Below are 12,632 nucleotides of genomic sequence, written 5' to 3' on the forward strand. Positions count from 1 at the left end.
CTACTATTTTATGTATATTAAAGCAAAATAATAAAATTATAATATTTGATAAAAATAGAAAATATTTTTATTTTTATCAAAAAAAAAAAAAAAGAAATCAATACTATTTTTTTGATATAATAAAAAAGTAGGATTTATAATATTCTGCAAAATTTATTGTTAAAGGAATAAAAATGCAAAGGGAAGTCGTGATTGTAGGGGCGAAGCGAACCGCTATCGGTTCGTTTTTAGGTAGCCTCAAAGGTGTAAGTGCGGTAGAGCTTGCCTCAATCGTATCAAAAGATTTACTTAGCGAGCTAAATCTAGAGCCAAATCTCATCGACGAGGTAATTTTAGGACAAATATTACAAGCTGGACTAGGACAGAATCCCGCAAGACAAGTGCTTATCAATAGTGGTATAGATGAGAGCAAAGGAGCTTATTGTATCAATAAACTCTGTGGCTCGGGGCTAAAGGCTATCGATTTAGCGTATCAAAGTATTTTGCTGGGCGAAAATGACATTATACTTGCCGGTGGGAGCGAAAATATGTCCGCTTCGCCCTATCTCTTAGAATCTGTCCGCGAGGGCTACAAAATGGGAGATAAACAAGTTATCGATAGCATGATAAAAGACGCCCTTACTTGTGCAATGGAGGGCTATCACATGGGGATTACAGCGGAAAATCTCGCAAAAGAATATAATATATCACGCGAAGAACAAGACGAATTTGCACTGCATTCACAGCTTAAAGCCAAAAAGGCATTAGATTCAAACGCCTTTAGTGGCGAGATTACGCCTGTTGTGTTGAAAAGTAAAAAAGGTGAGAATGTATTCACTCAAGATGAATTTGTGCGTGGCGACATCAGCAAAGAATCTCTTGCAAAACTCCGACCTGCATTTGACAAAGATGGTAGCGTAACTGCTGGGAATGCCTCCGGGATTAATGATGGTGCGGCAATGGTAATCGTGATGAGCAAGGACAAAGCACAGAATTTGGGCTTACCCATACTTGCTACGATAAAAGCTATCGCAAGTGTAGGCGTCCCTCCTCGCATAATGGGTATCGGGGCGGCAATGGCAACGAAAAAAGTGCTTCAAAAAGCAAAAATGGCTATCGATGATATGGATTTGATAGAGGCAAACGAAGCCTTTGCGGCACAAAGCCTCGCTTGTATCAAGGAGCTTAAACCCAATCTTGACAAGCTTAATATTAATGGCGGAGCGATAGCACTAGGACACCCAGTCGGTGCGAGTGGAGCAAGGATTGTCGCTACACTTCTTAATGCAATGAAAAAGCAAAATAAGCAATTTGGCTTAGCGACACTTTGCATAGGTGGCGGACAAGGTATAGCAGCGATATTTGAAAGGAGCTAAAATGAAGATTATTTCGGCAAAAGAAGCAGCAAAGTTGGTAAAAGAGGGAGATTCTGTATTTATCGGTGGATTTATAGGCTGTGGCACGGCACATAAAACGATAGAAGAACTTGTTAATCTTGGCACAAAGAATCTCACTCAAATCAGTAATGATACTGCAATGGCAGATTATTCCTACGGGAAACTTATTACAAACAAACAAATCTCGAAACTTATCGCCACACATGTAGGGACAAATAAAGAGACAGGCAGACAAATGAGTGATGGAAGTTTGGAGGTTACACTCGTGCCTCAAGGGACTTTGGCAGAACGGATTCGTGCCTCTCGCTCTGGGCTTGGTGGAATACTGATTAGCACAGGGCTTGGCACACTTGTCGCAGAGGGAAAGGAAATCATCAAAGTTGATGGCAAAGAATATTTACTTGAGAAACCTTTGAGGGCAGATGTCGCGATTGTCTATGCAACTTATGCAGATAGATATGGGAATCTAGCCTATGATGGGACCACACGGAATTTTAATACACTTATGGCAATGAGTGCGGATTTAGTCATCGTTGAGGTTGAAGAAATCTTGGAAACCCCTATCAATCCTAATAATGTGGTTGTGCCGGGTGTCGTCGTGGATTATATCGTAGATAGCAGAAAGGAACAATAATGAGAACAAAAGAGCAAATAATAGAAACTATCGTCAAACGCGTAGCAAAGGAATTCAAAGATGGAGATTTAATCAATCTTGGCATTGGTATGCCATTGCAAGCAAGTAACTATGTCCCAAAAGGTGTGAATATCATCTTACAATCAGAAAATGGAATGCTAGGCATGGGAGCGACCCCTGCGGAGAAAAATCCTCGTATTACGAATGCGGGAGGACAGGCTTCAAGCATAATGGAAGGTGGAATGTTCTTTGACTCTGCATTTAGTTTTAGTCTTATTCGTGGTGGACATGTGGATATTACAGTGCTAGGTGCGTTAGAAGTCGATGAGAGTGGGAATCTTGCAAATTGGATTATCCCGGGTAAATTAGTGCCTGGAATGGGTGGTGCTATGGACTTAGTCAATGGTGTGAAAAAAGTCATTATCACAATGGAGCATACTGATAAAAATGGTAATAGCAAACTTAAAAAGCAATGCACACTTCCACTTACAGGAAAATCTTGCGTAGATATGGTTATTACTGAACTTGGAGTTTTCAGTTTCGAAAATGGTAAGTTGAAGCTTATTGAAGTGCAAGAAGGAGCAAGCTTGGAAGAAATCAAAGCAAACACTGAAGCAAATTTTGAAATAGCACTATAAGGAGGGGGTAATGAAAAAAGTTGCCATTGTTACAGGAAGTGCTAGTGGTATTGGATTAAATATCGCACAACATTTTCACAGAAATGATTACAGAGTAGTTATTTCGGATATAAACGAAGAAACACTCAATAAAATAACACAAAGCTACCCACAAGATGAAGTATTAGGCATACAATGTGATGTCAGCAAAGAAAATGAAGTCGAAAATCTCATCAAGCAAAGTATGGAGCATTTTGGGCGAATCGATGTGTTGATTAATAATGCTGGATTACAATATGTCGCCAAAATCGAGGATTTTCCTACAATAAAATTTCAACAAATGATTCAAATTATGTTAGTTGGGGCTTTTTTTACGACAAAATATGTCTTGCCAATAATGAAAAAACAAGAATTTGGACGCATTATCAACATGGCTTCCATAAATGGTTTAATAGGCTTTGCTGGTAAGGCTGCCTATAATAGTGCAAAACATGGCTTGATAGGACTAACGAAAGTTACTGCTCTTGAGTGTGCTACTTTTGGTATCACTGCAAACACAATTTGTCCGGGCTATATAGACACACCATTAGTAAGGGGGCAAATGCAAGACTTAGCTCATACTAGAGGGGTAAGCTTGGAGCAAGTTTTAGATGAAGTTCTTTTTCCCCTTATTCCTCAAAAACAACTGATTGATATTAATGATATTGCCTCAATGGCTCTATTCTTAGCCTCCCAAAGTGCAAAGCATATCACTGGACAAAATATGGTGATTGATGCAGGCTATACAGCACAATAAGGAGCAATATGACAGGTATAATTCTTGGTTTAATTGTGCTTATGATATTGGCTTATTTTGGTTGGTCGATAGTATGGGTTGCCCCAATAGCTGCGGGAATAGTAGCTCTTGGCGGTGGGCTTGATTTGTTTGATAGTTATACAAATGTATATATGAGTGGTTTTGTTGCTTTTGCTAAACAATGGTTTCCTGTTTTTATGCTAGGAGCAATTTTTGGTAAACTTATGGAAGTTACTTCTATGGCGAGTTCTGTCTCAATGATGATAGGCAAAATACTTGGGGAAAAAAGAGCTATTCTAGGCATTATCCTCGCGGCTGCTATTTTGACTTATGGAGGTGTAAGCCTTTTTGTTGTAGTGTTTGCTGTGTATCCTTTAGCTTTATCCTTATTTAAAAGAGCAAATATTGCAAGAAGGTTAATCCCTCCTACCATAGCACTTGGGGCTTTTACATTCACTATGTCTGCTCTGCCTGGAAGCCCACAGATTCAAAATCTCATTCCAATGAAATATTTTGACACTACGCCAATGGCAGCACCTATTATGGGAATCATTGCGAGTTTAATTATGTTGGTTGGTGGCTACTTCTATCTCAAATATCGAGAAGAATATTTTAAGAAATTAGGAGAATTCTATGATGAACCAGATGGGGAACATAAAGGCAATATTGATGAAAAAGTGCCAAATTTTATACTTTCTTTACTCCCTCTTCTTTGCGTGGTTGTCTTGCTTAATGTTTTTTCCATTGAAATCATTAATGCTTTGCTATGTGGGATTCTTACAATTCTTATATTAAATATTCATCGTTTTAAAGATTTTATCAAAGCCATTAATGCTGGAGCACAAGGCTCTATTATAGCAATTATTAATACTTCGGCTGCGGTAGGCTTTGGTTCTGTTGTTAAAGCAGTTCCTGGCTTTCACACACTAACAGATTTACTCTTAGGCGTGAAAGGTAATCCACTCATTTCTGAAGCCATAGCTGTCAATCTCCTTGCAGGAGCAACCGGTTCAGCTTCTGGTGGTATGGGTATCGCACTTGAAGCTTTAGGCACACAATATAAAGAAATCGCACTGCATCAAAATATATCTTTGGAACTCTTGCATAGAGTAGCCTCCATCTCTTCAGGTGGGCTTGATGCACTCCCACATAATGGTGCGGTTTTGACACTGCTTGTTATCACAGGTATGAGTCATAAAAAAAGCTATTTGGATATCTGCGTAGTAGCTGTGATTATACCTATCATTGCATTAATAGTTGGTTTAATTGTAGCGTATTTTGGAATCTACTAAGATTCGTATTTTTGATAAAGGAAAAATTATGATTGGGAAATTAAGTTTATTTATGGTGCGGGTTGTTAATCGATACCTGCCAGACCCACTCGTTTTTGCGATACTCTTAAGTATCATTGTTTTTGTATGGGGGTATTTTATCTTACCACCAAAAGAGGGGCAAAATGCCTTTCTTGCAATGGCGGGATTCTGGGGCGATGGCTTTTGGAATCTCCTTGCTTTTACCACGCAAATGGCGATGATTGTCGTTACAGGATTCGCATTAGCAAGTAGTGAACCAGTAAAGCGAGGGCTAAAATATATCGCCTCATTTGCCAAGACTCCTAAACAAGGCGTAGCATTAGTATGTTTCTTTGGTGGGCTTGCCTCTGCAATAAACTGGGGGTTTGGACTAGTCATTGGAGCATTATTTGCTAAGCAAATCGCACGCAATCTTAAAGCCGTAGATTATGGCTTACTCATTGCTTGTGCGTATATTGGCTTTATGACTTGGGGTGGTGGGCTTAGTGGCTCAATGCCTCTCTCTGCCTCTGATGCCTCAAATATCATCGTGAAGGGCTATCTTGATGGGAATCCTATCCCGGTTACAGAGACGATTTTCACTTGGTATAATGGCTTTGTAATTCTTGCTTTGCTTATTTGTATGCCAATTTTAGTAATGTATATGGTGCCAAAAGAACCAAAACCAATCGACCCACAACTTTTAGCTGAAGAACCAAACTATCAAAGAGAAGTGCCAAAAGACGCTCCACCCGCACTCAAAATCGAAGAAAGTAGATTCTTAACTCTCATCATTGTCGCACTTGGTATTGTGTATCTCTTTAATTATTTTTCACAAAAGGGCTTTGCGGGATTAAATATCAATAGTGTGAATCTTATCTTTTTACTAAGCGGAATGCTCCTACATAAAACACCAATGGCATATATGCGTGCGGTAAAAACTGCTGCGAGTAGCACCGCTGGGATTCTCGTGCAATTCCCATTCTACGCAGCCATCGCATTAATGATGGAAGATTCCGGATTAGGTGGAATCATCACAGATTTTTTTATCAATATAGCAAACAAAGATAATTATGCTGTATGGGCATTTTTCAGCTCTGCTGCAATAAATTTCGCTGTGCCTAGTGGCGGAGGGCATTGGGTAATACAAGGACCTTTTGTGCTTGAAGCGGCAAAAGAGCTAGGAGCGGATTTGGGTAAAGCCACAATGGCTATCGCCTATGGTGAACAATGGGCGAATATGGCTCAACCATTTTGGGCATTACCAGCACTTGCTATTGCTGGGCTTGGTGTGCGAGACATCATGGGGTATTGTATCACGGCGTTGATTTTTTCTGTGCCGATTTTTATCGTTGCATTGTATTTTTTCTAAAGTCTATGCTATTGATAGTATAAATTTCAATGACAAAGATTCTCTATGTGGTAGCATAAAATCTTTATTGATTTTTTCATAAAGATTAATGAATATTGGATTATTAAAACAAAGATTTGTGGAACATTTTGTCTTTGCGAGAACCCTTAAAATTTATAGAATCTATTATTAGATTCAAAACAAAATATAATTAATAAGATTTCTAAAGTAAGAATCTTAAGGTGAGTTCAAAATCAAGTGATTTTGCCTATACAAGCAATATGTATAGCAAGATTCTATGCCATTATCACTTAGCTTTTTTCAAATTTTTCTTGCATTGTTTGAATTGCTCTCATGTTATTAATAAAATTTAAACTATTATTATAAGCTTGCTTACTAAATCGTATATCTTTATTAACAAAATATAATAAATGCTTTATAAACTTATCAATATTTTCTTCTAGTTTAATGAATTTATCATATTCATATCTATTTTTTAAATATTGCTTAATTTGTTTCTTTAATGCCAATATTCTATATTGATTAATAGTGACTTTATTTTTTAGTTTATTAATTTCATTATTAAAAAGTTCGCATATCTCACTATATGATAATATTTTAATATTAGATTCTTTACATAGTGATAGAAATATACGATAAAATATCATTCCAATTAAATCAGCTTCTAGTTTTTGAAGCTCACAATTTATATTAATATTTCTATATTGTCGCTTATGCGTAAGAGGAAGTATAATTTCTTTAATATTATAATGAAAAATATACTTGCCTACTATTGCCCAATTAAAATCACTTCTACGATTATATTGTTTATATGGAGTAAAATTTGGAATTTTTAAAAGATTTTTATTATAGATTATTGTATTACCTCCACGATATATGCTATCACTAACTACCTTGCCTATCTTGCATGAACTTATCTCAATATATCTTGTTGCAAGATTAGCATTATTTAATTTATCAATAAAAGATTGTATATTTCCTTGATATTTGAATGGATATTCCAAATAATTAAAATTCTTTGAAGATAAATCATAATAAAATTCTTCTTTATAGCCTATGTCAGTTGATACTTGTAATATATCTCCATACAATACTCTTGTATGATAATATAAATCTAATAATTGTGTTCTCAATGTGGAAAAGAATGGTAAAGGAGGTTCTCCACAATGACCACCAATAAGCACATCAATTTTTTTATAATTATACAAAGCAATATAATAAAAATAATCAATAAAATATTTTTTATTATTATATAAGGCATAAAATAAACTATCATCATCTATTATCCAACTTACAAAATCCAGTATACAAGCATTCCCAACTTTATAGATAAACTTCTGCAATATAGTTCTATTTCTAGCGATTGGATATTGTCTCTTGAGATATTTAATTTTAAATTTATATGGATACTTGCCAGTAATTTTTGGAAAATACTCTTTATTTTCAATAGTGCTAACTATACAGATTCTAAAATCTTTTAGATATTGTGAATTTAGTGGCTTTAATCGCGACAAAGAATCTAGCAAACTTATTAGATTTCTAGAATCTAAACAGATAAAGCCTAAAATAAGCAAATTTATTGGTTGTATATTTGATATTTTTGCATTTCCTCCAATACAGCTCTCATATAAATTATTATTCAGTATATATTGGAATTTTTCTCTTGCTCTCTTTAATGATGCTTGATAATATTTTTCAGCAAACCTACCCTTATATTTATAGTAAAATGTATCTAAACCCATATGCTTATTGTTGAAATCTGTAGTTACTCGTTTGATATTGTCAATATTATAATAATTCACCAAAGGCTTATCAATAAATATTGTTTGCATATTTGGATTACAATGGCTAAATTCTACATACCTCATCATCAAATCCCTATCTGTAGTGCTTTTTAAACTTTCATCAAACCCTCCTATAGATAAAAATACAGATAGATTAATAAATAAATTGCTACCTTGTATATTTGGATTTTGAATGAAAATACTTTCTTGTGTCAATAAATCTTTACTTGGAAATATCATCTTTGTAGAATTTGCCTCTATAAAATTAATTCCACTAGCTACCACACCAACTTTATTGATTACATTTGTGTGTTCTATTATTTTTTTGTTACATTCTAACAAATAATCCCTCTCCCAGCTATCATCATCGTCCAAAAATGCTAAATAAGTATTCTCTATATTGTCTAATTTCTTCCAATCAACGCATATATATGCACCACTATTCCATGCTCCTGTGCCAGAATGATTGGGTGTTCTAACATTTTTAATCACCTTTGTCGGAAATAATTTATCCAATTTTAATGTTTTTCGTTTAGAATCTATAAGCTCCTCAATCTCATCTACCTTGCTGGGTTGGTTATCATCCACAATAATCACATCAACATTATGGTTAAATGTTTGCTGATATACACTATGCAATGCTCTCTCTACCAAGAGATTATTTCTTGCACCACTTGTTGCAATGATAACGACAATTTTATAGCTTATCTTTCTATTCTCTAACAATATCGTCTCCCAACAGAATAATTATTTTTTTTAGAATGCTGTATTGATAGTGCATATTGAAAGCCTAATTCTTTGCAAGATTCTTGTAAAAAAGCATCATTTTTACCCTCTGGATAACAAAATATTGTAATTTCTTTATTTAACATTTCCTCTAAAATATCTTTTGATTCTAATATTTCTTCTGTACTTAAATCCTGATGAAACCTCAAATCTCTATGTGTAATTCCATGTGAAGCGATTGTTGCAATTTGTGATATTTCTTGTATATCTCGAATATTTAAATAGTTATTTTGGATTTCATCACAAGAAAATGCTTGTGTTAATGATTTAAAAAACTCTGGACTTTGTTTGAGTAGATATTGCTTGATTAATAAAATATTATTTATCATATCATTATTTAGGTTTTTAATATTCATATATTCAAATAATAGTTCAATTTGAGAATGATATGCCATATAATAAACTATATCCATAGCATTACAGATATTATAGGCAAGATTCCCTACATTGATACAAAATATTAACGATTCTTGCGTAGCATTATATTTTTTAGAGATTCTTTTAGCAACTTCTATATGTTCTTTGAAACCATCATCAAATGTAAGACAAAAATATTTATTTGGATTACTTAGACATTGTTCTAAACTTCCAAAGCTCATTCCTCTCTCTAAAAAAGAATTAATAATTTGTTCTATTTTGAAGATACTTACAACCAAACCTCTCTCAAAATATAATGGATTTATTAGCTGATTAGCATGAATATGCACTCTATGTATCATCAAAATATTTAATTTATGTATTTCATTATTACATTCTTGAACTTTTTGTAAGAATTCAGGTTGATAACCTTGTTTGATAGTGTGCTGAATGATACCTGATAAATCTTTAGGCAAGCATTTGCCAGAAAAACATAGAGTATCTTCATTATCATAAATCATTGTGTGCATTTTATTAATTCTTACATCTTTAAGCCATAATTCCCTTACTTGAGAATAATTTGCTCCAAAAGATTCACAAATTTTATAAAATTCATTACAAAATATAATTTTTGTAGCAAAAAATGAATTTTCCATATATTTACATAATTCAGCATTTAATGAGCTTGTTTGTATATACTCCTTTGTGGGTCCTGCTATTTTACTAAATATTTTAACTATTTTATCGGTATCCCTACAATCCCCACCAAAAATAAAATATGGTGTTTTGATGACTTCTTTATTAAAATCATAAGGTAAGGGTAGAAAATACTTAGATTCTCCAATATATTCTGGGCTAAAAACAATATGCAAATAAGGATATTTTTTGGAAAACTTATCAGTAATGTTAGGTGGGATTGTAGATTTTATTAATACTAACTTTTCACTACCTATAACACTTAAAACCTCATCAACAATATTAGTATTTACTGAACCATCACTATTTGCTGGGGTAGGGACACAAATTACAATCAAATCACTTAAATTTACATCTTCTAATTTACTAGATACATAATCAAATTCTTTCAATACTTTTTCGTCATTATCAAATACAGAAACTTCGTAATATCCATAAGTTTTAAAAAAACTATAAAACGCCCTACCCACATAACCAAAACCAATAATTGCAATTTTCATATTATTCCTTTACTAAATCAAATAAAATAAAATCTGAATTAATAATTCTAAAATGATTTGATCTAAAATCTCCACTTTGTATTACCTGTCTAATAGTCAGTTTATACTGCTTAAATAAATTCTCATAATATGAAATAGGTCTATGAATATCAGCTCGAGCATTACCACTAGGCAACATTTGTTTTGTAAATTCAGTAGCTTGAGAGTAAATCTTAATCTCCTCTCTCTTTTGTATATTTGATATGGATTGATTATATATTGGATTACAAATTACAATGAATATATGCTTTTTACTTAAAGCACAAATATTGCACATAATTTGATTGATAATTTTCAATCTATCTTTTTCATTATCAGCCAAAGCATGACACAAAACTAAAGAACATAGAACAGAATCAAATTTTTGATTTTCTCTAATCAACCTTTCTATCTCACAATCTTCCCAATAATGAGCCTTAAGCTGTTGATAATACTTTTTATATTTGTAGAGTAATTCTTTATCTATTTCATAAGTTGAAACTTCTTTATGTAGCTTATTGCTAAGCATACTAGCTATATTGCCATGCCCAGATCCATAATCAAAAATAGTCTTTATAGATTCTTGTGTAGAATAAAGATCAATAATAAGGTTTCGATATAAAATAAATTCACCAATATTATTTCTAAAATTCTTATATTCCATATCTAAATCTTGATAATTTAAATTTTTACTATTATAAAAATCTTCAATTCTTTTAAAATCTTGATTAGTATTTAGTGGAGTAAGAAAATATTTAATATTTGAAATTTCATTAAGATAATCTTTTAAAAGATAGAGAGCAAAGAATCTTCTACACATACTTTCAAAGAAATTATCTGTAAAATGATGTAAATCATATCCAATATCACAGATAAATAATGTATGTGTCTCTTTGCAGATTCTAAGATTTTTGGGTTGAATATCAAGATGGGTAATGCCAACATAGTAACATTGTGATAAAAATTCTTGCAATATTTCCTTTGAAATACAAGGATATTCGCTAAAAGTATAACTCTCTTTATATGGATAAGATATAATTAAATCATTATCTTTATAGTTTATTTCAAAGTTTGGATACAATATATTATGATGATTTTTAAGCTTATAAGCTATTGTGCTAAGTTGAAAATATAATGTCTTTTTCCAAAGAGATGATTTTTCTTTAAACAGCTTGTAAGTATAATTTTTATCTCTAAGGATAATACCTTCTGTGCCTTCACCAAGTATTTCTATATCATTTAGAGAAATATTGTAATATTTAGAAATCTTATTCTTTGCTTCACTATATGATATTATACTATCAATACCATTAAATATTTTTCTTGTTTTTAATAACTCTTTTTTAAGAATCTCTATTACTTCAATAGGTGTTTGTGCCTTGTATATTATATCATTTCGCCGATTATCTAATGCTGTATTTGCTAATTTTCCACCCCAGCCAAAATCGCCTAATGTGATAATAGGCTTATTAAGCTGCCAAGCAAGTGATATTTCATTCAATGTCCCTGCACCACCTCCAATCACAACAACGGCATCTGCCATACTTACTAAGACAATATTTCGCCCAACATCAAAACCTGTAGGCAAGGTAGTATCAATATATGGATTTGCGATATTGCTATCATAGTTGGGCAAGACACCAATGATACTTTGTGCCGTATAAGATTTAGCCTCTCTCGCACCTTTTGAGACTACTTCCATCACACCGCCAAGCCCACCATTAATTATAATACAACCTTCATTCATCAGCTCTCTACCTAAATTGTAGGTTAAATTTTGAGCTAATTGAGAAATGTTATTCTCTAAAGAATCAAGATTTGCATAACCAATCACTGCAATTTTCTTATGCAAGAGAATCTTTATGTCGTCTTCATGGGTGTTGCTAATATTCGAGTGTGAGATACTACTTAGATTTGAGGTTAAGTGTGAATATATGGTATCTTGCAAATTGTCTTTTTCTGCACCACCCTCAAATGCAGGTTTATTTTTGCTTGATTTGCGTGTTGTGTGTGATGAGTTGCGTGATAAATCTTCATCTTTGGGACGCCAATCCTGCTCCCCCCCCCCCCCCATAGCTATCGGTGAGAGTTAAGGCAATATTTTGTTGTGATAGTGTTGTTTTTTGTGTGTGCTTAGTGTTTGGAGTATTGTTTGATTCATGAATGTTTGCAATATGATTATTTGATTGCAAAATATTTGTAGCGGGGTTAGTATCCTTCCTCTTTCTTAGAATCTCATAGGCTTTGTTTAATGCCTTTGCTTCGCATATCTCATATTTTTCATCTTTCCCATCACTCCACTCGCTACAAAGTTCGTATTTTCCTAAGAGTTTTTTATTGTTATCCATTGTTTAATCCCCAAAATTATCCAAAAAGTTTCAAGATAAGAATTATAACACAAAAG

The 12,632-nt window shown here is 33.3% G+C and carries 10 protein-coding genes; 6 read left to right on the forward strand and 4 right to left on the reverse strand.

Features of this window, described 5'->3' with window-relative positions; genetic code table 11:
- The first annotated feature begins 173 nt into the window (after nucleotides 1-173).
- The 6 genes from CQA53_RS03720 to CQA53_RS03745 are packed head-to-tail and all read left to right on the forward strand — an operon-like array spanning nucleotide 174 to nucleotide 6,087.
- Nucleotides 174-1,355, forward strand: a complete 1,182-nt coding sequence (locus CQA53_RS03720) for an acetyl-CoA C-acetyltransferase (protein ID WP_115542689.1) — start codon at nucleotides 174-176, stop codon at nucleotides 1,353-1,355.
- A 1-nt stretch (nucleotide 1,356) separates the two neighbouring features.
- Nucleotides 1,357-2,010, forward strand: coding sequence for a CoA transferase subunit A (locus CQA53_RS03725; protein WP_115542690.1), 654 nt, complete (start codon nucleotides 1,357-1,359; stop codon nucleotides 2,008-2,010).
- Nucleotides 2,011-2,027: 17 nt separating this feature from the next.
- Nucleotides 2,028-2,648, forward strand: a complete 621-nt coding sequence (locus tag CQA53_RS03730; protein ID WP_281271162.1) for a 3-oxoacid CoA-transferase subunit B — start codon at nucleotides 2,028-2,030, stop codon at nucleotides 2,646-2,648.
- A gap of 10 nt (nucleotides 2,649-2,658) precedes the next feature.
- Nucleotides 2,659-3,423, forward strand: a complete 765-nt coding sequence (locus CQA53_RS03735) for a 3-hydroxybutyrate dehydrogenase (RefSeq protein ID WP_115542692.1) — start codon at nucleotides 2,659-2,661, stop codon at nucleotides 3,421-3,423.
- A gap of 8 nt (nucleotides 3,424-3,431) precedes the next feature.
- Entirely contained in the window at nucleotides 3,432-4,715 is a 1,284-nt protein-coding gene (locus CQA53_RS03740) for a GntP family permease (protein WP_115542693.1), read from the forward strand.
- 28 nt (nucleotides 4,716-4,743) lie between these two features.
- Entirely contained in the window at nucleotides 4,744-6,087 is a 1,344-nt protein-coding gene (locus tag CQA53_RS03745; RefSeq protein ID WP_115542694.1) for a TIGR00366 family protein, read from the forward strand.
- 290 nt (nucleotides 6,088-6,377) lie between these two features.
- Here the strand turns inward: CQA53_RS03745 and CQA53_RS03750 are convergent, their stop codons facing one another.
- The 4 genes from CQA53_RS03750 to CQA53_RS03765 are packed head-to-tail and all read right to left on the reverse strand — an operon-like array spanning nucleotide 6,378 to nucleotide 12,576.
- The gene (locus CQA53_RS03750) at nucleotides 6,378-8,597 is read right to left on the reverse strand and encodes a glycosyltransferase family A protein (protein WP_181882349.1); all 2,220 of its coding nucleotides are present in this window, start codon (nucleotides 8,595-8,597) and stop codon (nucleotides 6,378-6,380) included.
- Nucleotides 8,591-10,210 carry a polysaccharide deacetylase family protein gene (locus CQA53_RS03755; RefSeq protein ID WP_115542696.1) on the reverse strand — a complete coding sequence of 540 codons (1,620 nt, stop codon included), beginning with the start codon at nucleotides 10,208-10,210 and terminating at the stop codon, nucleotides 8,591-8,593. The genes CQA53_RS03750 and CQA53_RS03755 overlap by 7 nt, the downstream gene beginning before the upstream one ends.
- A gap of 1 nt (nucleotide 10,211) precedes the next feature.
- The gene (locus CQA53_RS03760) at nucleotides 10,212-12,302 is read right to left on the reverse strand and encodes a TIGR00725 family protein (protein WP_115542697.1); all 2,091 of its coding nucleotides are present in this window, start codon (nucleotides 12,300-12,302) and stop codon (nucleotides 10,212-10,214) included.
- On the reverse strand, nucleotides 12,262-12,576 hold the full coding sequence (locus tag CQA53_RS03765) for a hypothetical protein (RefSeq protein ID WP_115542698.1): 315 nt from the start codon (nucleotides 12,574-12,576) through the stop codon (nucleotides 12,262-12,264). The genes CQA53_RS03760 and CQA53_RS03765 overlap by 41 nt, the downstream gene beginning before the upstream one ends.
- Nucleotides 12,577-12,632 lie beyond the last annotated feature (56 nt).

The sequence above is a fragment of the Helicobacter didelphidarum genome, assembly GCF_003364195.1.
In the GTDB taxonomy this organism is placed as follows: Bacteria; Campylobacterota; Campylobacteria; order Campylobacterales; family Helicobacteraceae; genus Helicobacter_A; species Helicobacter_A didelphidarum.

Excerpts from the sequence above, each read along its gene's own strand:
- CQA53_RS03725 (WP_115542690.1), top strand. The coding sequence starts at position 1,357 with ATGAAGATTATTTCGGCAAAAGAAGCAGCAAAGTTGGTAAAAGAGGGA.
- CQA53_RS03720 (WP_115542689.1), top strand. The coding sequence starts at position 174 with ATGCAAAGGGAAGTCGTGATTGTAGGGGCGAAGCGAACCGCTATCGGT.
- CQA53_RS03760 (WP_115542697.1), bottom strand. The coding sequence starts at position 12,302 with ATGGGGGGGGGGGGGGAGCAGGATTGGCGTCCCAAAGATGAAGATTTA.
- CQA53_RS03740 (WP_115542693.1), top strand. The coding sequence starts at position 3,432 with ATGACAGGTATAATTCTTGGTTTAATTGTGCTTATGATATTGGCTTAT.
- CQA53_RS03735 (WP_115542692.1), top strand. The coding sequence starts at position 2,659 with ATGAAAAAAGTTGCCATTGTTACAGGAAGTGCTAGTGGTATTGGATTA.
- CQA53_RS03755 (WP_115542696.1), bottom strand. The coding sequence starts at position 10,210 with ATGAAAATTGCAATTATTGGTTTTGGTTATGTGGGTAGGGCGTTTTAT.
- CQA53_RS03765 (WP_115542698.1), bottom strand. The coding sequence starts at position 12,576 with ATGGATAACAATAAAAAACTCTTAGGAAAATACGAACTTTGTAGCGAG.
- CQA53_RS03745 (WP_115542694.1), top strand. The coding sequence starts at position 4,744 with ATGATTGGGAAATTAAGTTTATTTATGGTGCGGGTTGTTAATCGATAC.